23 protein-coding genes are annotated in these 26,945 nt (G+C 63.3%); 8 read left to right on the top strand and 15 right to left on the bottom strand.

The window, feature by feature from the left end:
- Positions 1–324 precede the first annotated feature (324 nt).
- Positions 325–2,787, bottom strand: coding sequence for a LuxR C-terminal-related transcriptional regulator (locus ACGFK1_RS18715; RefSeq protein ID WP_393432166.1), 2,463 nt, complete (start codon positions 2,785–2,787; stop codon positions 325–327).
- Between the two features lie 680 nt (positions 2,788–3,467).
- Between ACGFK1_RS18715 and ACGFK1_RS18710 the strand changes: the two genes are divergently transcribed.
- The 4 genes from ACGFK1_RS18710 (at position 3,468) to ACGFK1_RS18695 (ending at position 7,881) form a co-directional block, all read left to right on the top strand.
- Positions 3,468–5,198, top strand: coding sequence for a sigma-54-dependent Fis family transcriptional regulator (locus ACGFK1_RS18710; protein WP_393432163.1), 1,731 nt, complete (start codon positions 3,468–3,470; stop codon positions 5,196–5,198).
- A 342-nt stretch (positions 5,199–5,540) separates the two neighbouring features.
- Positions 5,541–6,299, top strand: coding sequence for an SDR family oxidoreductase (locus ACGFK1_RS18705; RefSeq protein ID WP_393432160.1), 759 nt, complete (start codon positions 5,541–5,543; stop codon positions 6,297–6,299).
- Between the two features lie 98 nt (positions 6,300–6,397).
- Positions 6,398–6,904 (top strand): hydrogenase, encoded by a 507-nt coding sequence (locus tag ACGFK1_RS18700; protein WP_393432157.1) that lies wholly within the window; start codon positions 6,398–6,400, stop codon positions 6,902–6,904.
- A gap of 56 nt (positions 6,905–6,960) precedes the next feature.
- A complete protein-coding gene (locus ACGFK1_RS18695) occupies positions 6,961–7,881 on the top strand; it encodes an NADP-dependent oxidoreductase (protein WP_393432154.1) in 921 nt (306 codons plus the stop codon).
- 52 nt (positions 7,882–7,933) lie between these two features.
- Here the strand turns inward: ACGFK1_RS18695 and ACGFK1_RS18690 are convergent, their stop codons facing one another.
- Positions 7,934–8,146, bottom strand: coding sequence for a hypothetical protein (locus ACGFK1_RS18690; RefSeq protein ID WP_393432152.1), 213 nt, complete (start codon positions 8,144–8,146; stop codon positions 7,934–7,936).
- A gap of 249 nt (positions 8,147–8,395) precedes the next feature.
- Between ACGFK1_RS18690 and ACGFK1_RS18685 the strand changes: the two genes are divergently transcribed.
- Positions 8,396–10,165: a sigma-54-dependent Fis family transcriptional regulator gene (locus tag ACGFK1_RS18685; protein ID WP_393432149.1), complete on the top strand. Its 1,770-nt coding sequence runs from the start codon at positions 8,396–8,398 to the stop codon at positions 10,163–10,165.
- 17 nt (positions 10,166–10,182) lie between these two features.
- Here the strand turns inward: ACGFK1_RS18685 and ACGFK1_RS18680 are convergent, their stop codons facing one another.
- On the bottom strand, positions 10,183–12,444 hold the full coding sequence (locus tag ACGFK1_RS18680) for a LuxR C-terminal-related transcriptional regulator (protein WP_393432389.1): 2,262 nt from the start codon (positions 12,442–12,444) through the stop codon (positions 10,183–10,185).
- A gap of 1,094 nt (positions 12,445–13,538) precedes the next feature.
- Between ACGFK1_RS18680 and ACGFK1_RS18675 the strand changes: the two genes are divergently transcribed.
- Complete coding sequence (locus tag ACGFK1_RS18675) at positions 13,539–14,192, top strand: TetR/AcrR family transcriptional regulator (RefSeq protein WP_393432146.1); 654 nt, start codon at positions 13,539–13,541, stop codon at positions 14,190–14,192.
- A gap of 120 nt (positions 14,193–14,312) precedes the next feature.
- On the top strand, positions 14,313–15,230 hold the full coding sequence (locus tag ACGFK1_RS18670) for an LLM class F420-dependent oxidoreductase (protein ID WP_393432143.1): 918 nt from the start codon (positions 14,313–14,315) through the stop codon (positions 15,228–15,230).
- Positions 15,231–15,266: 36 nt separating this feature from the next.
- On the opposite strand, the gene ACGFK1_RS18665 is transcribed toward ACGFK1_RS18670, so the two are convergent.
- The 12 genes from ACGFK1_RS18665 to ACGFK1_RS18610 form a co-directional block, all read right to left on the bottom strand.
- Positions 15,267–15,863 (bottom strand): GNAT family N-acetyltransferase, encoded by a 597-nt coding sequence (locus tag ACGFK1_RS18665; RefSeq protein ID WP_393432139.1) that lies wholly within the window; start codon positions 15,861–15,863, stop codon positions 15,267–15,269.
- Positions 15,864–15,960: 97 nt separating this feature from the next.
- Entirely contained in the window at positions 15,961–17,397 is a 1,437-nt protein-coding gene (locus ACGFK1_RS18660) for a dihydrolipoyl dehydrogenase family protein (RefSeq protein WP_393432136.1), read from the bottom strand.
- Positions 17,387–17,944: a hypothetical protein gene (locus ACGFK1_RS18655; protein ID WP_393432133.1), complete on the bottom strand. Its 558-nt coding sequence runs from the start codon at positions 17,942–17,944 to the stop codon at positions 17,387–17,389. The genes ACGFK1_RS18660 and ACGFK1_RS18655 overlap by 11 nt, the downstream gene beginning before the upstream one ends.
- 99 nt (positions 17,945–18,043) lie before the next feature.
- Positions 18,044–18,424, bottom strand: coding sequence for a nuclear transport factor 2 family protein (locus tag ACGFK1_RS18650; RefSeq protein WP_393432130.1), 381 nt, complete (start codon positions 18,422–18,424; stop codon positions 18,044–18,046).
- A gap of 316 nt (positions 18,425–18,740) precedes the next feature.
- Positions 18,741–19,406: a nitroreductase family protein gene (locus ACGFK1_RS18645; RefSeq protein ID WP_393432127.1), complete on the bottom strand. Its 666-nt coding sequence runs from the start codon at positions 19,404–19,406 to the stop codon at positions 18,741–18,743.
- 148 nt (positions 19,407–19,554) lie between these two features.
- Positions 19,555–20,322, bottom strand: a complete 768-nt coding sequence (locus tag ACGFK1_RS18640; protein WP_393432125.1) for an SDR family NAD(P)-dependent oxidoreductase — start codon at positions 20,320–20,322, stop codon at positions 19,555–19,557.
- Positions 20,323–20,600: 278 nt separating this feature from the next.
- Positions 20,601–21,062 carry a YkgB family protein gene (locus ACGFK1_RS18635; protein ID WP_393432386.1) on the bottom strand — a complete coding sequence of 154 codons (462 nt, stop codon included), beginning with the start codon at positions 21,060–21,062 and terminating at the stop codon, positions 20,601–20,603.
- 244 nt (positions 21,063–21,306) lie between these two features.
- On the bottom strand, positions 21,307–21,927 hold the full coding sequence (locus tag ACGFK1_RS18630; RefSeq protein WP_393432383.1) for a sigma-70 family RNA polymerase sigma factor: 621 nt from the start codon (positions 21,925–21,927) through the stop codon (positions 21,307–21,309).
- A gap of 143 nt (positions 21,928–22,070) precedes the next feature.
- Complete coding sequence (locus ACGFK1_RS18625; RefSeq protein ID WP_393432122.1) at positions 22,071–22,520, bottom strand: hypothetical protein; 450 nt, start codon at positions 22,518–22,520, stop codon at positions 22,071–22,073.
- Positions 22,521–22,619: 99 nt separating this feature from the next.
- Positions 22,620–23,054 (bottom strand): cupin domain-containing protein, encoded by a 435-nt coding sequence (locus ACGFK1_RS18620; protein ID WP_393432119.1) that lies wholly within the window; start codon positions 23,052–23,054, stop codon positions 22,620–22,622.
- 257 nt (positions 23,055–23,311) lie between these two features.
- Positions 23,312–24,352, bottom strand: a complete 1,041-nt coding sequence (locus ACGFK1_RS18615) for an alpha/beta hydrolase (protein ID WP_393432116.1) — start codon at positions 24,350–24,352, stop codon at positions 23,312–23,314.
- Positions 24,353–25,537: 1,185 nt separating this feature from the next.
- Positions 25,538–25,888, bottom strand: coding sequence for a GNAT family N-acetyltransferase (locus ACGFK1_RS18610; RefSeq protein ID WP_393432113.1), 351 nt, complete (start codon positions 25,886–25,888; stop codon positions 25,538–25,540).
- A gap of 271 nt (positions 25,889–26,159) precedes the next feature.
- Here ACGFK1_RS18610 and ACGFK1_RS18605 point away from each other — a divergent pair, with 271 nt between their 5' ends.
- The gene (locus tag ACGFK1_RS18605; protein WP_393432110.1) at positions 26,160–26,912 is read left to right on the top strand and encodes an enoyl-CoA hydratase; all 753 of its coding nucleotides are present in this window, start codon (positions 26,160–26,162) and stop codon (positions 26,910–26,912) included.
- Positions 26,913–26,945 lie beyond the last annotated feature (33 nt).

Below are 26,945 nucleotides of genomic sequence, written 5' to 3'. Positions count from 1 at the left end.
GTCCAGGAACCCCAGCTGACACTGGGGAGCGAGATCGCCGTCGCCGGTCACAGCGCGGACAACGGCGGACGGACTGCGCAGCGCAGTCCTATGTGATATTCGCGGCGGTGCCAGGCATCTTGCGTCGACGTCTGAATGCATGTCCTGGTTCCTTCCCAGACTGGAGCGATGATGGGCCACCATGTGCTGGTCAAACATCAACTCTTCATCAGGTTTGCGTCGAGCGGGGTGACTGGTCATCACCCTCACGCCCGTTCACCCGGGTGATTACGCTGAACGGTTGCTCCGGCGGCCATCTGGCTTGAGCGCAATGTTGGCGGCCCGCTAGAGGAGCCCGAGCCCGCGGGCGCGGGTGACGGCCGCGGCGCGGTCCTCGACGCACAGTTTGCGATAGAGGGCGCGCTGGTGGGTTTTGACCGTGTTCAGTGAGACATACAGCCGCTGGCCGATCTCACGGCGTGAGAGCCTGGTCGCCAGCAGGCGAAGAATCTCATGCTCTTTGGCGGTGAGCTCCTCGGTGACCGCGTCTTCCTGGTCCCGGCGCCGTACCGCAACGCACGTGCTGCGCCGGGCGGAAGTGAGCGCGGTTTGCGCGATATCCGTGTCCGTACAACCTCGGAGCAGCGCGCTGGCCTCATTCCGGCTTGCTGCTTCGGTTGCGTGATCACCGAGGCGCTCGGCGATATCGGCTCTGATCACGAGCGCCTTTGCGAGTTCCAGCATCCCGGCGCCCTTGCGGGCCAAGCTGACGGCCAGCTCGGCCGCGTCGGCCGCGGCAGCCCTGTGGCCACGCTCATCGAGAATGATGGCCGCCGCGAGCGACACGATCGCATTGACGAACTGCTCACCGCCCGCCAGATATGTACCGACGCCAGCAGTTCGGCGGATGTGCTGCTCGGCATCGGCGAGTTGACCGGATTCGGCGGCGATCAACGCCAGATAGGCCATCGCATAGATTCGGCGACGGCGATCTCCTATTTTCTTGGCCAGCTGCGCGGCCCGTTGGAAGGTGGCTTGGGCCTCGCCGGTACGGCCGGCGAAGTACAGCGCGGAGCCGTAGATGCAGCACGCCGCCGAGCGGGCCTGCGCGGCGTCTTTGAAGTCCAGAGTCATCGCGCGGCGAGCCATTTCCAGCGTCGTGGTGACGTCACCGGTCTTGAACGCATAGACCGCCCGCAGCGCGACCAGTTGGGCAGCCAGCCCGCCATCCTCATCTGGGGTGCCGGTGTCGATCGCCTCGATCCACCGGCGCGCGTCGTCGAATTGGCCCACGTTCAACGCGATCCATGCCCGCGCCCCGCTCAGCCGCCGATCCCCCCGGACAAGCTCCTCGGCAAGCAGATCAAGCCAGCCCGACACCGTTGACAGCCCGCCGCTGTTGAATTCGTCGACCCAGTTGTCGGCGATCACATCGGCACAGCGCGCGAGCTCATCGGCAGCGACCAAATGGCGTATGGCCTCATCGATCAAACCCTCACCCTCGAACCACACCCCAGCCCGCTGGTGCAGATCAGCGGCACGACCGGGGTCGCTGCGCTGCAACTCCGCGCGCAGCAACTCGCCGAACAAATGGTGATACCGATACCAGCGTCGTGACATATCCAACGGCACCACGAACAGGTTCTCCCGCTCGATCTTCTCCAACACCGAAGCCGAACCCGCGGTTTGCAACACCGCGTCACACAACGGGCCGCTGAGCCGACCCAACACCGATGTGGCCAGCAGGAAACTGCGCACTCGCGGCGGCTGATTATCGAGCACCTCAGCCATCAGATAGTCCACGATATGACGGTTGTCACCAGCGAACGTCTCGATCGACGCCGCGGCATCAGCATCCCCGGCAAGCGAAAGACCAGCAAGATACAGCCCCGCCACCCATCCCTCGGTGCGTTGATGCAACAGGTGCACATCGGCCTTCGCCAAGTCGAGCCCGAGCACCTCCTTGAGCAGACGTTCTGTCTCGGCAGGCCCGAAACGGAAATCATCGCTTCGCAATTCGACCAGATCACCACAGGCCCGCAACCGCGCCAACGGCAACACCGGATCCGACCGAGTCGCCACCACCAGATGAAAATTCACCGGCATCCGGTCGACGACGAACGCCAACTGCTCATGAACCACCGGATTGGCCACCAAGTGAAAATCATCAAGCACCAACACCATCGGACCGGCGACCGTGGCCACATCATTCAACAGCGTCGGCAACACCACCTGCACCGGATCAGCACCCACCGCCAACAACTCCACCGCACGGACCCCGACCCCAGGACAGACCCGCTGCAACGCAGCAACCACATACATCCAAAACCACACCGGGTCATTGTCAGAACGATCAAGCGACAACCAACCCAACACCCCACCCTCACCCGCACTCAGAGCCCACTGCGCCAACAACGTCGTCTTACCCCACCCCGCAGGCGCACTCAACAACGTCAACTTATGGCGACGTCCCACCGACAACGCCTCCAACAACGCAGCCCGATCAACGAGCCCGCCCGCCAAAGTCGGCACATGCAACTTGGTAGCCAACAACACCGCCCGCTCGGCGCTCGGATCGGCTGACAGAATTTCAGCCAGCGCCGTCGTCTCGCGACGTCCGCCGTCTCGCGGGGATCCGCCGTGGATGGTTCCGTATAGCGGTGGCAGAGACTCGAGTGGCTCGGGTGCCGTCGCCAGAAGTACCTCGGGCTTGCGCCGGCAGTGGCCGGTTGAGCCGCGGCCGGAGTCGGGTCCCGCCGATGGCTCGACGATTTTCTCGGGGTCCGCGCCAACACTGCGTCCGCTCATCGTGGTTCTCCTTTTCGTCCATCGATGCATGACTTCTGCGACCGATCACAGCGCTGCGCGCGGATCTTGAGCGTCTCAAAATGACGTGAATGCGCGTCTCAAAGTGAGACGCCGGTCGGCACGCTGACGGTGTCCCGCTATCGCATGTTCAAGAGCGTCGGGACACCAACGCGTATCCGCCCACGCCGAACACCACCGGCATCATCATCAGAATTCCCAATACCGTGCTCACTGGAGTGCTCCTTCGCCTGTGTCCTTCGTTCTTTGGCGCCGGTTCCCGTCTTGCGTAGAGGTTGCCGCCGATCAAACGTTCAGTGACAACGTTGACAGGGGGACACCACCATCACCATCGTCCAGTGGGTGATCTTTAGGGCCGGGTCGGCGTACAAGCAGTCGCCGTGATACCCAGTGCGAGCCCGGCGAAGGCAGTGGACGTCCTCCCGCACACCCACCAGAGGGTGGGTGTGCTTGCCCGCGTGGTTGTGGTGATCGGCGAGCATTGCCACCGGGTTGGTTGCTGGCGAATGTTGCGATTCGTCTGATCAACGCCACCGCCGCGCGCGTAGATTGAGTGTGGTCGCGGTCTCGGCCAGGTGACGGCGATCCGAGGTCGAGGTAGATGGAGGATGAGGGCGCAGGCCGGCCGCACGAGCGAAGTTGAGCGGGCCAGGGAACGGTTCTTGACCGTCGGGTCCCTCGACGGAATGCGCTCAATCGATGAGGACATCCTTCAGCCCAGCGTCCTGGACTCTTGGCGCCGGTCCCAGGTTCTGCACGTTCATCCCGACCGGGTCGAACTCCCCTACGTGCGTGAACCGAACACCGCGTCCCCATTGGTCCGGGCGGCCGCGCCAGTACTGCAGCGCGTCACCGATGACCTGGCCGCGCAGGCTGTCAGCGTTGTCCTCACATCGACCAACGGCGTGGTGCTTCAACGCAGCGCCGCAGAAGTGTCCATCCTCAACGCGTTGGACGCGATCAGCCTGGCACCCGGTTACAGCTTGGCCGAAGAGGTCGCGGGCACCAACGGGATAGGCACCACCCTGGAGACTGGCCGCCCCGCATTCATCCGTGGCGGTGAGCACTACGTAGGGATGTTCACCGGTTTCGCGTGCGCAGGGTCGCCGATCCGTGATCCGATAACGGGCAGCGTCATCGGCGCCGTGAATCTGAGTTGTCTGACCGACCAATCCGATCCACTGTTGTTTGCGCTGGCCACCAGTGCCAGTCGCCACATCGAGGATCGCATGCGGGCGGTGGCCCATGAGGGGGAGACCGCACTGTTGGCGGCCTATTCGCGGCACGAACGACGGTCTTCCAGCGGAGTGCTTGCCATCGGCGGCGATGCGGTGTTGATGAACCCCTATTTGCGTCAGGCGCTCAGCGGTGACGACCAGACCGCGCTGCTCGAACACGCCTCGGATCTGCTTACCTGCGCGCTGCCGGACACCGCGATGGCGATGCTGCCGAGCGGCCGCATCGCCAAAATCACCGCTGCCGAGCGGTCGACGCTGCGTCGCGGCCGCACCAACATAGTTCTCCAGGTTGATCTTTCCGCCTCGACCGGCTCTCGGCCGCGTCGAATCGGCCATTCGCTACCCGACTACGTCCCAGGGTTGGTAGGTCGCAACAGCGCCTGGCTGCGCTGCTGCCGACAGGTGCAGCAGTGCTGGCGCGACCGGCACTGGGTGATGCTCGTCGGCGAGAAAGGATCCGGGCGGGCACGTATGGCACAGGCGGTGGCTCAGCATGCGCAAGCTGGCCGCCCCGTCAGTGTGATACGCGCCGATACCTTCCCAAGCGGTGCGCATCTTGTTGCCCGGCTGGCATCCGAGTCGGGCGGCGACGATTTCGCAGTGGTGCTCGCCGATATCGACGACATCGAGAAGGACACCCTCGCAGCGATCACCTCGATGCTCGCCGTTCGCGCCGGCCGTGGATGGATCGCCGCGACGAGCAGTGGCGCGTCTTCTTCGGCACCAATCGAGAAACTGCTGCGACTGTTTCCCCGTACCGTTACAGTGCCGGCGCTGCGACACAGGATTGACGACCTCGCGGAGCTCGTGCCCCGCTTGCTGGGTGAAATCACCCGGGGAGCCGACGTGGGACTGGCGCCGGACGCGATGCGCCAACTCAGCAAGCTGCCGTGGCCGGGCAACATTCCGCAGCTTCGGCAGGTTCTGACGGAAACCGTTGCCCGGCAACGATCGGGCATCATAGGCGCCGACAAGTTGCCACCGGAGTGCCGCTCCGTCACCCGACGCAAGCTGACCGCAATGGAATCCCTGGAGCGCGACGCGATCGTCCGCAGCCTGCAAGACAACGGCGGCAACAAGCAAGAGGCGGCCCGCGCCCTCGGAATGTCGCGGGCCACCATCTACCGCAGAATGAACGACTACGGCATCACGTGAGGATCCCAGGTGCATCGCCCAAACCATGTGGCTGCTAATGAACGTCCGAAGCGCGGAAAGACTTCGTAAATCACCCGGGTGAATCCGTTCGCCGGGTGATGACGCTGACCCTGTTGCCCGGGGATGGTGATCACCAGACGGTGTGCGGAGGATGGATTGGAGCCGACGATGTGAGATCCCATCGCCACTTCCCGGCACCGCCTCCGTCCCACACTTGCGGCACACTTCTGGTGCATGGCGGCGTCGACCATCATTCGAACTACTGACTCTCAGGGATTCGATCGGCGATGGAAGGCATGACACTGAAGTAAACAATCACACGTAACTCTGGAAGGTTCCACGATGAAGATCGTAGTCATTGGCGGTCGTGGTCTGATCGGCGCAAAAGTAGTGGAAAAGCTCGGCGCACAGGGACAAGACGTGATCGCGGCCTCCCGCCGATCAGGCGTCGATTCACTCACCGGTGAAGGCCTCGCCAACGCAATTGCCGGTGCAGACGTTGTCGTCGACGTTGCCGAATCACCATTGTTCGACGATGAACCGGTGATGCACTTCTTCACCACGACAACCGCGAATGTCCTCGCTGCGGAGAGAGATGCGGGAGTCAAGCATCACGTCGCGTTGTCCGTAGTGGGTTCGCAGAACATGCCAGATAGCGGGTACAACACCGCGAAGGCTGCTCAGGAAAACCTGATCAAGGAAGCGGGGCGACCCTATTCGATCGTGCGAGCAACCCCATTCTATGAATTCGCGATTGGCTTAGCGGATTCCGCTACAGATGGTGACATCGTCAGACTGCCACCGGCGTCGTTCCGCCCCATCGCCGCCGACGACGTCGCAACTGCCGTTGCACGCGCCGCGGTCGGGAACCCAATAAACGGAGTAACGGAGATCGCCGGCCCCGAAGGAATCGCAATGGATGATTTCGTCCGCAGAGGCCTTGCCGCTCACGGGGACCAACGTCGGGTCATAGCGGATCCCGAGGCGCCATACTTCGGCGCGGTGATCGACGATCGCACCCTCGCGCCGGACGCGAATGCCACGTTCTTCTCGACTCGATACTCCGACTGGCTCGAGAGACACTCCAGCAGCCATCGTTGAGATCAACAAACCAAGGCGTCCACCACGGTCTTGCGCCTAGTGCTGACGCCACGACTCCAGACGCAGGACAGACTGCGCGCTGTGAAAGGACATTCCTCATGCGAACGGCCGACCGCGATTTGATGTGGCACGGCATGCTGTTGTTCTTGATCGGGTTGGTGACCGGCCTGATGGAACGGCGCTTCACCAACATGCGCATGGCGCTTTCCGCGCATCTGGAGGGCGTGATGAACGGAACCTTCCTGATCGCCGTCGCTGCGATTTGGGGCCACGTCGAATTGCCGCCACGCGTGGAGAAGGTGGCGCGCTGGTCGGCGCTATACGGCACCTATGGCAACTGGCTGTTCACCACGTTCGGCGCCGCGGCGGGTACCGCTGCGGCCAACCCGATCTTGTCGCAAGGCCATCACGGGAGACCATGGCAGGAAAGGGTTGCGGCGGCGGGCTTTCGCAGTGTTTCGTACTCGATCCTCCTCGCCGTGGTGCTGATGCTGTGGGGGCTTGGGCGGCGGCGGTCAACACCGGCCACCGACGCCGCGACGCGAACATCGGTGTCGACGACCAAATCGACGACAGCCGATGAGCATCAGCTGACCACGAATTAACCGCGAAGAGCGCACCGGAACACCGTCCGACAACCACGCACATCAGGAGGAACCTCATGCAAGCCATCACTGTTTCAGATCGTGACGCCGGTGTCGCCGGCATGTCGCTGACCGACCTGCCGGAGCCCGAGGCAGCCACTAACGATGTCATCGTGCGGGTACACGCGGCGGGTTTCATACCAACCGAGCTCAACTGGCCGGACACCTGGACCGATCGCGCCGGCCGTGACCGCACCCCGAGTGTGCCTGGCCACGACGTGTCCGGGGTCGTCGTCGAGTTGGGCTACGGCACAACAGGATTGAGTAGTGGACAACGCGTTTTCGGATTGACCGACTGGTCCCGCAACGGCTCGCTGGCCGAGTACATCGCGGTCGAAGCCCGCAACCTCGCGCCCCTGCCCATGGACATCGACCACACGGTCGCCGCCGCACTGCCCATCTCCGGTTTGACCGCCTGGCAGGGCTTGTTCGACCACGGCCACCTGAGCGCCGGAGAAACGGTTTTGATCCACGGCGCGGCGGGTGCGGTCGGGTCGATCGCGGTACAGCTCGCGCGAGAGGCGGGTGCGCGCGTCATCGGCACCGGCCGTACCGCAGACCGTGACAGGGCGCTCACGTTGGGTGTGCACACCTTCCTCGATCTGGACACCGAAAAACTAGAGGACGCAGGTGAAGTCGATGTCGTGTTCGACGTGATCGGCGGTGACATCCTGGCCCGTTCGACCGCAATGGTGCGCGCCGGCGGCACCCTCGTGACGGTTGTCGAGCCGCCGAAGACGCAACCGCGCGAGGGGCGCGCCGTGTTCTTCGTTGTCGAAGCCGATCGCGCTCGTCTCGCCGACCTCGCCGCGCGGGTACGTGATGGACGTCTCAAGCCGGTGGTTGGCGCCGTGCTGCCACTGGCGCAAGCCGCGGCGGCGTTCGCGCCGGACAAACGCACCCCGGGCAAAACCATCCTGCGGGTGATCGAAGACTAGGACGTGCGGCGGGAGCATCCGCGGTATCAAACGCTTGGTCGACAACCCGACGTCATGCTGATTGCTGGATCTCCACCGACAGGTAGTCCGCTATGCCGTGTATTGCCGGCCAGTCGCGATCGCGCACCGCTCGGCTGAGCAACTCGACCAACGGACTGCACGCGTCTAATTCGGCCAGCCATGCGGCCACAGTGGTCGCGATGTGATCTGCCTGGACGCGCACGGTACGGCCGTGCAAGCGATCGGTCAACTGATAGATGGTCACTGTCGCACGCCTTTCGCTGGATCACGTCGTTGTTGTTGCCGGTTGCATCGGGAATCCGCGCTGAGGTGGGCCGACGCCGTAATCGGTCACTGTGGAGATCCGATCCGATGCATTAGCCGGCGTGATCCATCACACCGCCGCGGGCGTATGCTGAACGTCTCAATTCGGGGAGGGTTACTGGTCTCAAACTGAGACACCGGCATTGAGGGGCGGCTGCACCGCTCGATCGGGAACGAGGTGCATGCGTCGATGAGCTTGCGGGCCGACGTCCACACTGACGTTCGCCGGATTCGCGAACGGTTCTTGTCCGAGGGGTCCCTGGAGCCGGAGACATTGTCGCCAAACGTGCTGGACTCCTGGCGTCGGTCCCAGGCCATGCGGGTTCATCCCGACCGGCTCGATTCGCCCTATGTCAGGCAGCCGGACACCGAGTCGCGATTAGCTCACGCCGCGGAGCCCGTGCTACTCGAGGCCACGCAGGATGTGACGACCGAGGCGATGACGGTCATACTCACGTCGGCCGACGGTGTAGTGATAGAGCGCTCGGCCTCCGAACCGGGTTTGATGAACGCACTGGACTCGGTGAGCCTTGCCCCCGGGTACAGCTACTCGGAGGAATTTGCCGGCACCAACGGCATCGGTACCGCCCTCCAGACCGGGCGGCCCGTGTTCATTCGCGGTGGCGAGCATTTCGTCGAACCGCTGGGTGATCTCGCCTGTGCCGGAGCGCCGATTTGTGACCCGATAACTCAGCAGCTTGTCGGCATTGTGGATCTCACTTGCTGGGCCAGCCGATCGAATCCAGTCCTGTTGCCGTTGGTCAAGAGCCTGGGAAGCCAGATCGAGGACCGGATGAGAGAGTCGGCCCACGCAAGCGAGATCGCGCTTCTTCAGGCCTACCAACACCACGCGCGCCGGTTCCCGCTCGGTGTACTGGCTATGGGCGGTGACGTGTTGCTGATGAATCGTTACCTGCGCCAAGCACTCGACACCAATGATCAAATCGCCCTGTTGGAACACGCCTCAGATCTGCTCCACATCACCGCGTCGCGACATCCGCCGACGGTGCTCCCGAGCGGAACGACCGCCAACGTCTCCGTCGCCGACCATGCCGAGATTCGCGGTGGCAGGACGAATGTCGTTTTCCACGTGCAACTGTCGCTCGAAGTGCCACCGCGCCGTGCGGTGCTGCGACAATCGGTCGCGCCGCCCCACGTTCCGGGCCTCGTCGGACGTAGCAGCTCATGGCGGCGCAGCTGTGCAGAAGTAGAGCGATGTTGCCGGGACAGACAATGGATACTGGTCGAAGGCGAGAAGGGCTCCGGACGGGCCAAGCTTGCGCAGGCGGTCGCCCAGTACGTGCACCCGGGCAAGACGGTGCGGGTACTGCGTGCAGAAACATTTTCTACTCCAGCGCTTTTCGTCGCCGAAGTGGTGGCCCAAGCGGACACCGATGACTTTGCGCTCGTTCTAGCTGATGTGGACTGCATCGACCAACGGACGCTCGCGGCGGTCATTTCGGTGTTGCATCTGCGCGCGAGTCACGGCTGGATCGCCGCTACGATGAGTTCCTCGACCCCTTCTCCGGCGATCGACATGCTGCTGTCAACGTTCACCCACACTGTGACAGTGCCCGCGCTGCGGCACCGAATCGAAGACATCGAGGCCCTGGTGCCGTTCCTGTTGCGCGAGTTGACTTCCGGTGCTGACGTGCGTTTCGACGCGGATGCGATGCGGCAACTGAGTAAGCTGCCATGGCCCGGTAACGTTGCGCAGTTGCGGCGAGTCCTCGCCGAAACCGTTGGGCGACAACGTTCAGGCGTCATCGGTGCCGACAAGCTGCCGCCCGAGTGCCGATCGCTGACCAAGCGCATACTCACCCAGATCGAGGCGCTCGAGCGAGACGCCATCGTCCGAAGCTTGGCGGAGAACTCCAATAACAAGCTACAGGCGGCGATAGCGTTGGGGATGTCGCGCGCAACGATCTACCGCAAAATGCGGGACTACGGCATCGCCTGATCCGCCTCGTGCGAGGGTCAGAGCAGGCCGAGTTCGCGGGCACGGGTGATCGCCGCGTTGCGGTTCTCGACGCACAGTTTCCGATACAGGGCGCGCTGGTGAGTCTTGACGGTGTTCAGTGAGATGTAGAGCCGCTGGCCGATCTCGCGGCGCGACAGCCGAGTGGCCAGCAGCCGAAGGATCTCGCGTTCTTTAGCGGTCAGCTCTGCGTTGTCCTGCGGGCAGCGGGGGCGTACCGCGGCCGCGCTGCTGCGGTGCGGCCCGTTGAGCAACGCCTCCGCTACATCGCTGTCGGCGCAACCCCGCAGCAGCAAGCACGCTTCGTTGCGCTTCGCCCGCGCGGCTTGGTGATCGCCGAGGTCGTCAGCGGTCTTGGCGTTGAGCAGCAACGCCTTCCCGACTTCGGGAATTCCTGCGCCCTTGCGGGCCAAGCTGACCGCGTGCTCGGCCGCGTGCGCGGCAGCAGCCGCATCGCCACGGATGTCGAAAACGGTGGCCGCCGCAAGCGAGACCATTGCGTTGACGAAGTGTTCGCGACCGGCCGGATCGCCACCTATGCCGGTAGCCCGGCGCATGTGGTGCTCGGCATCGGCGAGCTGCCCGGATTCGGCGGCGATCAACGCGAGGTAGCCCAACGCGTAGACGTAGCGTCGCCGGTCCCCCGTTCTCTCGGCCATCTGCGTGGCCCGACGGAGGGTGTCCTGGGCTTCGTCGATGTGTCCCGCGTGATACAGAGCGGCTCCGTGGATGCTCTGTGCACCCAACCAGGCCCACCGCGCGTCGCCGAAGTCGAGGGTGATCGCGCGGCGAGCCGTTTCGAGCGCCGCGGCGTTCTGTCCCATCTTGAACGCGTGGATCGCCCGCAGGGCGACCAATTGCGCAGCAAGCACATCGTCATCATCTGCGGTACCGGCGTCGATCGCCTCGATCCACAGGCGCGCCTCGTCGAACCGGCCCACGTTCAACGCGATCCATGCCCGCGCCACGCTCAGCCGCCGATCCTGCCGAACAGTCCCATCGGGCAGCAGATCAAGCCAGCCCGACACCGTGGACAACCCTCCGCTATCGAATTCGTCGACCCAGTTGCCGGCGATCAAATCGGCACTGCGGGTGAGGTCACCCGCGGCGACCAGATGGCGGACCGCCTCATCGATCAAACCTTCATCCTCAAACCACACCGCAGCACGCTGATGCAGACCCTCGACCAGACCGGGGTCGCTGCGCTGCAACTCCGCGCGCAGCAACTCCCCGAACAAATGGTGATACCGATACCAGCGACGCGACATGTCCAGCGGCACCACGAACAGGTTCTCCCGCTCGATCTCCTCCAACACCGAGGCCGAACCACCGGTCTGCAGCACCGCATCACACAGAGGGCCGCACAGCCGACCCAACACCGACGTGGCCAGCAGGAAACTGCGCACCCGCGGCGGCTGATTGTCGAGCACCTCCCACATCAGGTAATCGACGATATGGCGGTTGTCACCAGCGAACGTCCTGATCGACGGCGCAGCATCGGCACGCCCGGCCAGGGAAAGACCAGCAAGATAAAGGCCCGCCACCCACCCCTCGGTCCGCCGATGCAACATCTTGATGTCCTCATCAGCCAAGGCCAACCCGAGGATGTCGTTGAGCAGTTCGCCGGCCTCGGCCAACTCGAAACGTAAATCGTCGCTTCGCAATTCGACCAGATCACCACAGGCTCGCAACCGCGCCAACGGCAACACCGGATCCGAACGGGTCGCCATCACCAAATGAAGATTCACCGGCATCCGGCTGACGACGAACCCCAGTTGCTCATGAACCGCCGGATTGGCCACCAAGTGGTAATCATCAAGAATCAACACCATCGGGCCGGCGATCGTGGCCAAGTCATTGAGCAACGTCGGCAACACCACCTGCACCGGATCAGCACCCATCGCCAACAACTCGACCGCGCGGGCCCCGACCCCCGGACACACCCGCTGCAACGCAGCGACCACATACGTCCAAAACCACACCGGGTCATTGTCAGAACGATCAAGCGACAACCAACCGAACAGCTGATCCTCGCCCGCACTCAGAGCCCACTGCGCCAACAACGTCGTCTTACCCCACCCCGCAGGCGCACTCAGCAGCGTCAACTTGCGCCGCCGCCCCGCTGACAACGCCTCCAACAACGCAGCCCGATGAACCAGCTGACCCCCCACTGCCGGCACATGCAACTTGGTAGCCAACAACACCGCCCGCTCGGCACCCTCGCCCGCACCATCGCCAGCAGGCTCAGCCGAACCGAGCACCTCCGAATGCCGAGAATCGGACCAACTCACGCCCGGGGTCTGGCCGACCGCCGTCAGCTCAGCCTCACTAAGTGGTGGCGGCGAAGGCGCCATCGAATCAGAAACACGCTGGGGAACCGTCCTGGACGTACCCCCAAGTCCACTTGAAGTTCTCATGGCAGTCGGCACGCCAATGCGTACCCAGCGATGCCGAACGACGTCGGCGTCATCATCCTTTTAAACACTGTGTTCAAATAACGCTTTCTTAATTCTCTTGTATTGCACTGCCTCTACGACTCATAACGCCGCCGAGCGGAAGCTTGAGCATGAAACGGCTGAGCACTCGAAGCGAGACAGCAGTGCTCCTGTTCAACGCCCGTCGCCCTCTTCCCTCGCTTGGTCTCGTCGCAACATCAGCTCACGTCCCACACCAGTTGCGGGGACTAAATAGTCCATTATAGTGATAGTCTACGTGTCGGGGAGATGCCCTCGACCGTCACTGCGGCTGCCCGGGGGAAGGGCTTCTGGAGGTGGACACGTGCTTGTCGTGCGTAACGGCGCGCGAGACGCGCCCCTGGCGCACCGACGCACTGCGCCATCCACTACACGACGATGTCACCCGCGCCGTCCTGCCAGCGCCGAGTCACCCCTCGCGGCCTGGTCACGGCCCACGTGACCATCTCGAGGCTACGAAAACATGCGGTTGTAGTGAACCGACTGAAGTCCGCGCCCAACCGCCGCCCAGCCCCACGTTCAGCTAGCTACGCCCAGACCGCCAGTGCCTGGTAATCGCGGTTGGGCCGGACGCGCCGCACACTTTTGGGGACCTGATCGTCCAGCGCCGGGTATCTTGAACCCGACATATTCGTCGTGGGCGTACCGCACCCCAGGGTGTCGGTGCCGCAGAGGGCCAGGGGCAGGAAGCTGTGACAACCGCACCGAGCACCAAACGGTCGAACCGCAACCGTCGGGCGCCTGCCGCTTCAACGGGGTCTCGACGCGGCGGCGCGGCCAACGACGAACACTCCGGCCCGGCCGGCAGCGCGGAGCCGGAAAACAGCAGTGAGCGGCCGAGGCGGCGAACAACCGCACGCGGGGAAGCGACGCGTGCCCGGATGATCTCCTCGGCTGCTGATCTGATGTATGTGCGCGGCGTCAATGCGGTCACCCTCGACGACGTCCGGGCCGCAACGGGCACCAGCAAGTCACAGCTCTACAAACATTTCCCGGACGGCAAGCCCGAACTGGTGCGCGCCGTGGTGGCATTGCGAGGCGAACAGATCCTGGCACGGGAGGAGCAGCGCCTGGCGCGGTTGAAATCAATGAGCGGTCTACGGCGATGGCGTGACGCCCTGGTCCAGGGCGCTGCACTGCAGGGCGGTGCCTACGGTTGCGCACTGGGCAACTTAGTGGTGGAGCTTTCCGATCAAGACGACCACGCGCGTACCTCGTTGTCGCGGCACTTTGCTACATGGGAAGGGCTGCTGGCTAATGGATTTCGACGTATGCAAGACGACGGAATCCTTCCCGCGACGGCCGACCCCGGCGCATTGGCGACCGGACTGATGGCCACGCTGCAAGGAGGCTACCTGCTGGCGCAGGCCGATCACGATGTCTCCCCGATGGCCACCGCACTTGATATGGCGCTTGCGCACATCGAGAGCCTCACCATCCGCCCCACAAAGGTTGCCAAACAACGGAAGACCGCAACGTCTTCAATTCGTGCGAGCGCTGCCCAGCCGCGCCGAAAAGCCGCCGCAAAACGATAAGGCGGACGCGTTCGGTAACGCGATGAGCCGATTGATCCTGTCGAGCGAACACGGCGATGTGGGCGTCCGTCTAACTGTGTAACAGGAATAGGCCTGCTCGCTCCGAGCGTTAAACACAACATGGCGACCGGAATCTCGTTGTTTTCCAACCCACAAGCGATCAATCACGTCGACGACATCGTGGCTCAGGCGGCGCGCGCGTACGACCTTGGTGTCCGCCAGGTCTGGTTGGGCCAGCGAAACGATCACGATGCCATCGCCTTGGCCGCTGTGGTCGGCGCGGCCGTACCGGGAGTCGAGGTGGGCACGTCGGTGGTGCCAATCAATCCGCGTCACCCGCTGATCGTCGCGTCGCTCGCGCAGACCGCGCAGGCCGCATCCCACGGCAACTTCAATCTCGGCCTGGGACTGGGCGGCCACGAGCCAGAGCGGCGGGCGTTCGGAACATCATGGCCCAACACGATCGAAAGACTTCGCGAGCACTTGACGGTTCTAAGGTCCATCTTCGACACCGGAGAGGTCGACTTCAGCGGCAACGAGATCACAGCACAGCCGGAATGGTCGGTACGGGTTGCGGGGGGCACACCCGTACCGGTTTACGTCGCCGCAATGGCCCCGAAGGCGTTGAAAGTCACCGGTGAGCTGGCCGACGGCACACTGCCCTATCTCGCCGGTCCTCGAACCATCGCCGAGTTCATCGAACCGACGATTACGAAATCGGCTGTCGATGCCGGACGGCCGAAACCAAGGATTCTGGCGCAAATCCCGACAGCCGTTTCCGACGACGTCGATGCGGCGAAGGATTTCGTAGCGGAGCGGTTGAGCTTCTACGAGAAGATCCCCTCTTATCAGAAGGTCATCGCCCGAGAGGGTGTATCCAGCGTGGTCGACCTTGCCGCCATAGGTTCAGCGGAAGCGGTCAGGCGGAAGGTTCAGAGCTACCTTGATGCGGGTGCCACCGACGTTGTTCTGAGCCCGCTGGACTGGATCGGCTCCGCTGCGGCCGAAACATTCTGGGCTACAGCCGCTTCGCTGTGACCGAACGGAATACAGGATGCTGAATCCTAACGCCGGTCAGTGCCAGCGCACGCCGAAGGTCGGTTTGGGATAGTCGAGATCGGCCGCGGTGAGTCGGTAGACCTGCAGCGTGAGACCGTAATACTTGTCGGTCTCGCCGACCCACTCCATTCCGACGCGCTGTGCTGTCGCCACACCCCGGGTGTTACCCAGGCGCACCACGGCGAACACCTCGGCTACCCCGTTGGCAAAGGCCTGGTGTGCTACCGCATGGCCAGCCTCAGCGCCGTAACCATGCCCCCAAGCCGAAGGGCTGATCTGCCAGCCGATTTCGAGGTCGGTGCAACCGGGGGGCAACGGCAGCAGCGCGACCGCTCCAATGACCAAGCCACTGTCCTGTATTTCGATCGCCCAATGCCCCAGCGGCCGCCCGACTTCATCGTGTTCGGTGGCCCAGCGGGCCAGCAGTTGCTGCATCTCGTCACGACCGGAAACGCGCGGCACCGCCGGGGTGAGCCAACGCGCGACTTCCCGCCGACCGAAGATCGTCAGTGCGGCATCGGCGTCTTCACGTCTCCACGGACGCAACCGCAGGCGCTTGGTGATGATCTCGTCGGTTCCCGCCACCACGCGGACGTGGGCGCTCTCGCACATCGACTACTCCTTTCGGGTGACACGCCTGCCGGAGACGACCGACGCTGAGAACACCCTGGCGAGGGTTTGTTCGCGCCGGAAGTGGACTCCGCTGCGCTCAATGATGAACAACTTCGGATTCGTGGGCCAGCAGGGGATCCCAGACCTGGCTGAGTGTGGGGTGCGGCGCGACGGCATCACGCAGGACACTCGTGGGAACCTTCGTGACGACAGCCAGGGTGGCCGCCTGAACCAGTTCGGAGAACTCGGGTCCGACGAAGGTCGCTCCGAGCAATGTGTTGGTCGCGGCGTCAATGACCAGTTTCGCCCATCCATCGAAGCCATCCCGGTAAACGGCGAGCTGAGGCGTTTCGCCGGGATATCGGGCGATTCGCGTTCTCACGACGAATCCTTCTGCCCGAGCCTGACTTTCCGTGCGTCCCACCTCGACTACTTGAGGGTCTGTGAAGATGACACGGGCAAGGCTGACGAGATCGCGAGCGGCCAACTCGTTTTCCCACAGTTCACGCCCCGCCGCCCGCGTTGCGATGATGTCAGCCACCAGACGGCCATGGTACTGGGAGATGTGAGACAGCAACCGAGCACGCCCGGTGATGTCTCCAAGGGCGTACAGCCAGTCGCCGTCGACGCCGATGGCCTGGAGATGGTCGTCAACACGAATGAATCCGCCGACCGGCAGGCCAACGGTTTCCAGTCCGATGCTGTCGGTGTTGGGGCGGCGTCCTGCGGCCAGCACGATCTCGTCTACCTCGATGGTCTGGCCGTTGAAGGTCGCGGTCACAGGCCCCGCCTCGACCGGGCGAGCCACCGCCGACAATCGTGTTTCAAAGTGAATCTTGACGCCCTTGTTCCGCAGGGACTGTTCGACCAGGTCGCCTACCTCGGGCTCAGATTTGCCGAGCAGTGTTTTCCCCCGCACCAAAAGCGTGACCGCAGAGCCTAAGCCAGCCAAGAGGGTGGCGAACTCGACGCCGACCGCGCCGCCACCCACCAGGAGCGTGCGAGGTGGCACGTGCGCCATGGTCGTCAGGTCCCGGTTCGTCCAGGGACGTGCTTCCGCCAACCCGGAGACGTCAGGCAGGGTCGGGCGAGTTCCGGTGGCCAACACCACCGCCTGGCGCGTCGTCAAGACGTCCTCGGTGTCATCGGCATACGCGACCCGCACTGTACGTGGGCCGCTCAACCGGCCGAACCCGTGAAACACCGCTACACCGGCTTCCCGCAGTGACGCTCTGCGGTCTTGGTCGGAGAGATGCTCGATGATCGTGTCGCGTTTCGCCAAGACAGCTGCGACATCCGGCCGGTCGCCCGAAATTCTTTCGCGCACACCGGGAACAGTCTTCGCAAGGTTGAAGACTTCGATCGAACGAAGCAGTGTTCTGGTCGGGTTGCAGGCCCAGTAGTGGCATTCGCCACCGACCAGACGGTCCTCAACAAGAGCTACCGCGAGCCCCGCAGCCGCGAGGCTGCGCACGGCGAGCATTCCGCCGACTCCGCCGCCGAGCACGATCACATCGAACTCTTCACCACTCACTTTTATCCTCGTTTCCGATCCCTGACCGGTTGATGTGCGTGTCGCGGTGCTGGATCTGGAAGTCCAGCACTGCAAACGGCGTCCCGGCATCGAGGAGAACGGAGTCGTATTCGCACCTCATCATCGACGTGGTGGCGGTACGTGGGTTGCGCGCGGTCAATTCGATGACCAGCCGAATTCGCGTCTCGGCGGTCACGCCACGTCCCAGAACATGGATTGCCGGCAGGTCGCTGAGCATGTCGAGCCGGATCGGCACCACCCTCATCGGGTGGCTGCGACCGCTTGATTGGTCGCCCAAGGATGTCATTACGACATTCCCTGTTTCCGCGAGCAACACGTCGTTCGACAATGCATTACCCGTCAGAGTGATCAAGATCGATCCATGCCATTGTGGCGGGTGTGCCGCGGCCATTACGCTGACTCCGACCAACACCAGCTCGCGGGTGGCATCGCGCCACTGGCGAGCCCGCTCGTATTCAGAATCGTGGTGCGCATCGGAGTGCGACGCATCGATCGCGGCCGGGCTCTTGTCGTACTCGTGTGACACCGATGCTCCTTGGGCAAGGGTCCTGCGCCCGGGGACTTTTCGAACTCGCCGTATCCGCGCGTGTCGAAGAGTTTGCGCTTCCACCAGCGGGGGTCCGGTCTATGCGCCAGGGGCGATCGCGCATGCTGCAACGCAGACCCAGGTGCCCTGACGCTTCTGATAGGTGTCCGTGTACAGGGCCTCTTGGTGCACTCCATCGGCGAGCATGGTGTACGTGGCGCGAGCGTGAATCAGGGCGACGTCACTGAGGATGCGGATGTTGACGTCATGTACAGCAAGATCCTTGAACGGACGCGGCTTGGCGATGTAATCGAGGAACTCTTCCCGGCTGCGGGTAACACCAGGAGTCTGCACGATGAAGTCTTCAGCAAGGAACTCGCTGAAGCGCTTGACATCGTTGAGCTGATCGGAGTGGACGTAGTCGTTGTTGAGCTGCTCGAGGATGGCCAGATCTTCGGTGGTCTGCTTGGTGTCCGTCATCTCTTTATTTCCTTCGCGGTTTGGCGTTCGGCCCACGTGGGTGGCCGGTTCTGTGCGTTAAACGCCGTATCAGCTCAGCGCCGCTGCCGGACAGCACATTCGTCCGAGTCCAACAACGTCTACAGCCCTGTTGGCCGCAGATGCATTCAGTCCTTCCTGGTTCGCCGGTTTCGGTGGCGGCTCTGAAAGCGGGCCGACGATGCCGTCCGCTTGTGGCGTATCGAGCCTGCGGCCTCGAGGGGTGACCTGTCATCACCCCGCCCGCCCAGTCACCCGGGTGAGCTGAGCATGACCACTGGCCCGCTCGAGTAGCCACTCACCAACGATCGAAATGCAGCACATCGTCGAGCGGAAGCCGCTTGGCGCGACGGAAGCTCGAGCCCATGTAGTAAGCGGTGGGGACGGTCGTGGCGTGGTAGACGTTGTCGGGCAGGCCGAGGATGGCGCGCATCTCCTCGTCAGCCATTATGGTCACCCCTGTCCAGGTGGTTCCCAAGCCCCGAGAACGCGCCGCGAGCATGTAGCTCCATGTGGCGGGCATGATGGAACTCCAGTATCGGTTGGCGTTTTCGCCCGTCAGCGTCGTGTCACCGTCGATGAGCGCGACGCACGGGATCATCAACACGGGTACCTCGCCGATGTGTTCGGCGAGGTACGTCGCGCTGTCTGATACTTTCCGTTGCTCGTGATTGCGCCCGGGGTCGTCTTTGAACCGATCGGCGACAGCGAAAGGGGACGCGACAATCGAATTCCATGTGCGCAGATACACATCGGCGATCGCGCGACGCTGTTCGGTGTCGGTGACCACGATGAAACCCCAGTTCTGCACGTTAGCCGACGTTGGGGCCTGCACCGCAATCTCAAGGCATTCCCGAATCAGCCCCATGGGAACGGGTTTGGTCAAATCGAGGCGTTTGCGCACCGAGCGGGTCGTGGTGAGCAATGCGTCGGTGGACAAATCGACAACGGGATATTGACCCATGGCCGGACATCCTTTCTCGGAGGACACCGAAACATCCTGGCGCCGAACAACGCATGCCCGGAATAGCTGGTGCTCTCACCGCCGTCAGCTGAGTACGCCGCTTATTGCGCGCCGCGTCAGAGGGTTTCGGTCGCTACGCCCACGCGGTCTAGGGGCGACCTGCCATGAAGCCGCCATCAACGTTGAGAATCGCGCCGGTGACCCAGCTGGCTTTGTCGGAGAGCAGGTACATGACAGCGTTCGCGAGGTCGGTGGGGGTGCCGACCCGCCCAAGGGGATGAAGCGGCGCGAAAGCATCGAGCGTCGCGTCGATTTCATCCTTGGGGACCCAACGCTCCAGAGCCGGCGTCTTCACAGCTCCCGGCGCCACCGCATTGACGCGGATCTTGTGCCCGGCGAGCTCGATGGCCAGGTTGTGGGTGAGCGCATGCAGCCCCGCTTTTTGCATTGAGTGCCCACACGACGGGGTCGCGCCAATGGCCTGATGCGCCCACATACTGCCGATGTTGACGATGGAGCCGCCCTGGCCCCCCACGATCATGCCTTCGACCACAGTTTGGGTCAGGAAGAACAGGGCATGGTTGAGTTCCATGTACGAGTCGTAGAACTGCGGATCGTAGTCGAGAAAAGGCTTGGGAATGAAGAATCCGGCGGCGTTGACAAGCAGCGTTGCGTCGCCGTGGTGTTTGGACAGCTCCCGCTGCACATCGGCGATCGCGGCGCGATCTGTGAGCTCGGCGGCGATGCCCCAGGCCAGCCCACCTCGACTCAGCTCCCCGACGGTTTCATCGACACGCGATTTCGAGCGCCCGACGATGACCGCACTGCCGCCGTGGTCCACGACGTCAATAGCGACCTGCCGCCCCATACCGGCGCTGCCGCCAACAACCACAACCTTCTTGCCTTCCAAATGCATTCGCGGTCCTTTCTGGTTCTCCACTTCAGCTGCGGCGCCACCGAAAGCGGGCCGACAATCGCGTCCGGATGAGGTCGTACTGAGACTTCGGCCAAGCCGGGTGAACTGTCATCACCCCAACCACCTAGTTCACCCGGGTGATGTCAGCGCAAGGTGAACCGTGGCGCGGGCACTCGGCCAGGACAATTGACCGTCAATAGGCCACCATCAAATGTCCTCCCGGGGCCTTGCTATGTGCGCATCGGCTGGCGCTGTTTTGTTTTGACGATCGACAAGCGTCAGTCTGACTTGACGACCCTCGCGCGTTTGCGGGTTGCTTCAATCGCGTCTACGAGCAGCCACAGCGCCAATCCGAGGTTCGCGATGTCCTTCATCAGAAACTCGCCGTCGGCGGACAACACGGGAAAACCGCCGGCAGAAGCCTCGCCAACGCCGGGAGTCGTGACCATGAAACTAAGCGTCATCACGAAGAACAGCGAGGCGAGTATGCCGCCCACCACGGAGACCTTGGGTAACCACGGCTTGACGGCAAGCAGTGCTGCAACGATCAATTCAATAGATCCGTTCAGTCGACCGAAGTCGTCGATCGACATGACGTTGTACATCCAACTCAAGAACGGGCTGTTTGCCACCCAATGTGAAATACCCTGGGATTCATAGTGAGTGAACTTCATGGCACCGAACCAGGCAAGAACTATGACCAGACCGTAGCGCGCCACGAGCGCTGCGATGTCGCTCATTTGCGAGCTTTTGAGCTCATCAGATGTCAATTCCGCGAGTTGATTGTGTGACATGCGGTCTCCGTCCCTATCTCATTTCTCATTCCGCCGTTGCGGGGCCCTGCCTTCAACGCAGACGGTCGAGGTCGTCCAGGCGTTGGCCCCTCGCGGCTCAGGTCAGCGACTACTATCTGTGTGCGCCGGGTGAGTTGTCCTCATCCGGATGCGCAAGTCACCCGGGTGAGAGGCCTAGGCGGACCGGGTTTTACGTTCGTGGCCGTTTCGGCCGGTTGCGGGTCTCGCCCAGGGCCGGTGAATCACTGAGCAAGTTGCGCAACCGTCGTCGCCCTCGGTGGATCCTCGAACAAACCGTTCCCTGTTCGATGTCCATGATCGCGGCGATCTCCTTGTATGAGAATCCGGCGACGTCGGCAAAGTAGACGGCTATCCGAAACTGCTCGGGCAGTGCTTGCATTGCCGCCTGGATGTGCGGGTCGGGGAGTGTGGCGAGGGCGTGGTCTTCGGCCGACCAGAGCCCTGCAGGCCTGCGCGCCGCGCTGGCCGCCAGTTGCCGGTCGGTGATCTGATCGGTGCCGCACTGCATGGGCTGGCGCTTCTTGGCCCGGTAGCTGCTGATGTACGTGTTGGTCATGATCCGGAACAACCACGCCTTCAAGTCGGTTCCCGACTTGAAGGAATGCCTAGCCGCATAGGCTTTCAGCAGTGTCTCCTGCAGCAGATCCTCGGCGTCCGGCTGGGCAGAAGTGATCCGAATAGCCCGCCGGCGGAGGGGTTCGAGCAAAGGCGTCACGTCACGTTCGAAGTGAGCACCGCCGCCCAGATGCTTTGTCAGGGTTACACGTTCGCTGTGTGTGACGGCCACCATACCTACATTCCCTTCATCACCTCGGCGTTCGGTGCACTTGTCCGCTCGCCGGCTGTTGGGCAAGCATTTCCCGATGCGGGGTGAATGGTCATCACCCGGGAACCCGATTCACCCGGATGAGTACGAAGGCGGACGCGGAGCCGTCAGTCAGCCTGCGACAGCTTCGGCCGTCCTGGCCGTGACGTCGATGTTGGTCCGAGTATCGCGTACGCCGCGCCGGCGCTTGCTGCCGCGAACACGCTGTAGCTCAGCGGTGATTCGATACCGAGCGATACCGCCATCGCGACACCAAACACGATGAGCAACAGACAAGTTGCCGCCCCAACGAGTCGCGGGAGCCAGCCACTCAAGAGCAGTATGCCAAGTGTCGTTTCGGCGGCGGTGGAAGCCCACACGATGAGGGTCAGAGACCAACCAGAAGCAAAGGGCAGGAGTTCGTGGGCATAGTCGGCGAAGGAACTCATACTGCCCCAGCTACCCTGTCCCAACGGTGCCCACCAACCGAATCGGTCGGCGACAGCGGATAGGAATCCCGCCGCGAGTGATAAGCGGAGAGCGATCCGAACAACCCGGACCGCGTCAGGTGTGGGCATGGTCTCCTCCTGCTGCGCCGCGCCCCCGCGATTCGGACGACCGTGCGCCCGCCTTTGAATGCCTGGGGGCGCAGACGTCTGGGTTGTCTACGTGGCGGGTCACTCCCCCGGGTTGTCGTTCACGGTGAGCGGTCCGTCTCCTGTATCGACCAGGAAGACTGCGAGCAATTCGGCGGGTTCGGTGGTGCTGGCATTTTCGCTGATCGTATGGTGCGCGCCCGGTGCCTCACTCCACGTCTCGCCGGCGTGATAGACACGTTCGGGCTCACCCTCGACTTGGCTGCGGATCGCCCCGGAGATCACGTAGGCCATGATGAAGGCCGATTTCGCGTGGTGGTGAGCTCCGCTCTTGGCTCCCGGCGGGTAGCTGACAGTCACAGTTACCAGCGATTTGCCCGGTACGTTCGTAGCTTGATCGAAAACAGTACGCACCACGTCGGCTTGGCCTGGGTTCGGAGGCGCGGGCTCAGCGTTGGCTACCGGCGCGAGTGTCGCGACACCGATCATTGCGGCTATCAATGCTTTTGGGGCCATCCTTGACTACCTTCCCTCGAAAGTTTTGAACGACGGAATGACGAGCTAGCGTGACAAGCCGGTACCGGTCCGCACTCGCGGCCGCGCGTTTCGCGTACCTGACCTCAGGCGACCGCGTCGAACCTAGAAGCCGTACACCGGCGCCAGGATTCCTCCAGTTGCCAGCTGCTGAAACAGCATTCAGAGCCGCGGGGTGAATAGTCATCACCCAAAGAAGCAATCCACCCGGGTGAGATTTGAGGGTGGCGTTTCCCGCGTTATCCCGTCGCTTGCCGGATGTAGCGGCCGATCTGGCGCAGTGAGCGGGTGGCCTCTGGGATCATCGGCGCGGCGAGTTGGAACACATGAATTTGACCGGGCCATATTTGCACTTCGACTGGCACGCCCGCGCTAGCGAGTTGGTGGGCCGCGAGCTGCGCATCGTGGAGCAACACCTCGGAGCCGGAGACGTGAATCAGAGTGGGCGGCAGTCCGGATTGAATGTGATCGAGTGGCTCGTAAAGCGCGACGTGATCATCAAGGGCCGCCGCGCGAGTGAGCAGGCCGTGGAAGGCATCGAACGCCCTAGGCGGAAACATGGCGTCTGAGCCGGTATTCGGGTGAGTCATTCTTGGTGCCGCGGCCAGTTGCAGCAATGGTGACATGGCCACCAGCGCCGCAGGCTGCTCACCGTAGTCGAGCAAGCGCTGCGCCAGCGCGAACGTGAGGTAGCCGCCAGCGGAATCACCGGCGAGCACGATCTGCTCTGACTGATAACCCTTTTCGCGCAACCACCGGTAGCCGTCGTAGCAGTCATCGATCGCATCGCGGATCGAATGTTTGGGAGTCTTGCGGTAGTCGGGCACCAGTACCGGGCTATCGGCGAACCTGGACAGCATGCTCACCAGTCGACCGTGCGAGTAGGGGCCGCAAGTGAGGAACGCCCCGCCGTGGAGATACAACACGACCCGGCGGGTGCCATCGGCCGGTAGCACTCCCTCGGCGCGGACCAGGTGCGCGGTGCAGTGCGCCAGGCCGATACCATCGCGGACGGTGCCTCTTGTCGGCGTGATGGTGCGGGCGGCGAACTCGACGACGCCCCACGGCCACGGCGCCGACGACAGATAGCTGCCGACGTTCAGGGTCGGTCGGATCATCAGTCGGGCGCTCAACCACGCGATACGTCCTGCCATGCTTGGGTCTTCGTGGAAGACCTCCAAAATTCGGCCAGTGCTGACCGGACGTCGTCGGGGTTTGCGGGCTCTGCGACCGATCAGATCAGGATGCGACGAAGCCGGCTTGGCCGCCGGTGTACTCATGTCAAGCCGCCAGCAGACTCATCACGTCGGCTATCAGCCGTGAACGGCACGCATGCTTCGCAGAAGCGTGCACCCTGTCGATCGGCGAACCTGGGTGAATCACTTGTCTTCTGATGTGCGCCGCCACATAACAGGCACTGTGGGCCGGCTGCGGTAGCTGCCCACTGATCGCGGCGTTCGCCGACGGCCGCAGTGGCCGACTCGTGTTGCCGCCGGGCATCGTCGTCGTCCCCATAGGCGATCAGGCCGGCCGCGAGCGAGGATCCCGCACATATGGCTGCGGCGATTCCGAAATGGATCAGCCGGCCGTCGATCAACATCAGGAACGCGTAATCTCCGGCCAGCACAGCCACAACGAGTAAGGCGATGCGTAGGGGGGTCATGACGTCAGTCCGTTTGATGAAATCGGGCGCACAGTGAAGACGCTGGGCAGGTATCGAGTGGGACGCCCGCAGGTGCTGCACACCGGACGGGTGCCGGCTCGAGACGCCGTCTCACGTTTGTCGCCTACGTACGCGGCCATCGCCCGCTGCAGTGTTGTCAAGCAGGATTGGCAGAGTATCTCGATGAGGTCGCCGCCAGGGGTCAATCCCATCTGCTCGCATCCGTCGATGGCATGTATCTCTGCTACGGCCACCGCCGTTGCACCACAAGCAATTCCGGTCGATACCCGCTGGGCACTGCAGATTGGCTTCAGCGTGGTAAGTTGGTCTTCGATCGCGGGGACGGTGCCCATCGCAGCATTTGCTTTCCGATGCGTCGAACGCCAGGCGCGGGCAGCAGCCTTCCGCATTCGATACAGGATCGCGGGTGATCGTTGGCATTGACGGTGCTTCATCTGATTTTCTCCACTTGCGACGATGGCGCTTTACGGTGTGCCGCACAGTTGACACTCACCGTGTCACCACCTGCTGAGCAGCCTCCACCGGCGTGGGATGAGTGGTCATCACCCGAAGACGTGATTCACCCGGGTGATGGTCCGATGGTTCGCGCGTCGCAACAGTGGCGCACTAGCGCCACGACCCCGCTTCACTCACCAGAACGTCTGGGGTAAACGCCGTTTCCCCGCGCGGCGCCTTGCGGTAGCTGACGGCTTCGCAATGACCTACTGCTACATACCCATTCCCCACCGAGGTCACCTGTGGTAGGTCGGCCCCGCGTCGCAGATCTTCATACGCCGCGCGCTTACAGGGTTCCGACGGTGTCGCCGCCGCGCTTGTCACGCGGTGCAGTGGTCAGCCCCGGCCGATCGGTGTCCACGACGCCTTGATATTCGGGGTGGTCCGCGATGAAGTCGGCGACGAAGCTGCAGTAGTTCGTGACTTTGTCGCCACGCTCCAGTAGATCATCGAGGACCTTCCGGACCAGTTCGGTGCCCAAACCGCTGCCGCGATACTCAGCTTCGATCACGGTGTGGCGGATGACGACGCGACCGCCGATGCGCTTGTAGACCACGACTCCGACCACCTTGTCGCCGATGAGTCCCTCGTAGCAGCCTCGACCGCTGTCGTTGGTCACGTGCATCGTCGGACTCACGGGGGCCCCTCACTTGTCGCCGGTCCAAAAAAAGGACTTTATAGTCCACAGTAGCTTTGTCGCCGATGTGCCGCAAGACGAGTGGTGCACCTGCCACCCGCCGCTGTTCAGTCGCGCCGCGTCGCTTCGGCTCGTCGCCTGCCGGGGCGCATTTGCGCCTAGTCAAGACCACGCGGGCCGGGTCCAACAAGCCCGTACATGTTCAATCAGGCGGCACGCTCGGCACGTCACCGCCGCAACCTGGCGACGGCCCGGTCATTAGGCTGAGCCCGTGTCTGATCCAGTTCTGGTCGAGGTCGACGATCGCGTCGCCCTCATCACCGTCAACGACCCCGAGCGCCGCAACGCCGTCACCGCGGAGATCTCGGCCGCCCTGCGTGCGGCGGTCGATGCTGCCGAGGCCGACCCCGCCGTGCACGCACTGATCGTCACCGGCGCAGGCAAGGCGTTCTGCGCGGGTGCGGACCTGACGGCGCTGGGCGCCGCCACCGAGGACGGCCTGCGCACCATCTACGACGGATTCCTCGCGGTGGCCAACTGTGCGTTGCCAACCATCGCGGCGGTCAACGGTGCGGCGGTGGGTGCGGGGCTGAACCTCGCGCTCGCTGCTGATGTCCGAATCGCCGGTCCCGCAGCACTTTTCGATGCGCGGTTCCAGAAGCTGGGAATTCATCCCGGTGGCGGCGCCACATGGATGCTGCAGCGTGCTGTCGGCCCCCAGGTGGCGCGCGCCTCGCTGCTCTTCGGCATGCGCTTCGATGCCGAGGCTGCGGTCCGTTACGGGCTCGCGCTGCAGATCGCCGACGATCCCGTCGCCGCGGCGCGCGAACTCGCTCAGGGACCCGCCGCTGCCCCCCGCGACGTGGTCATCGCCACCAAGGCGTCCATGCGCGCGACCGCCAACCCCGGCGTCGTCGACACCGAACAACACCGCATCGCCGTCGACACCGAGCTGGGACCGCAAGCCGTCTCGATCACCTCGCCGGACTTCGCCAGAAGGTTGGCTGCCGCGCAGCGAAAATGATCCCGCCATCAGAAAAGGCGCATACGCTGCAAT

The organism is Mycobacterium sp. NPDC048908 (assembly GCF_043197955.1).
In the GTDB taxonomy this organism is placed as follows: domain Bacteria; phylum Actinomycetota; class Actinomycetes; order Mycobacteriales; family Mycobacteriaceae; genus Mycobacterium.
The sequence above is the reverse complement of the archived record's forward strand: the minus strand, read 5'-3'. Positions and strand labels throughout refer to the sequence as shown.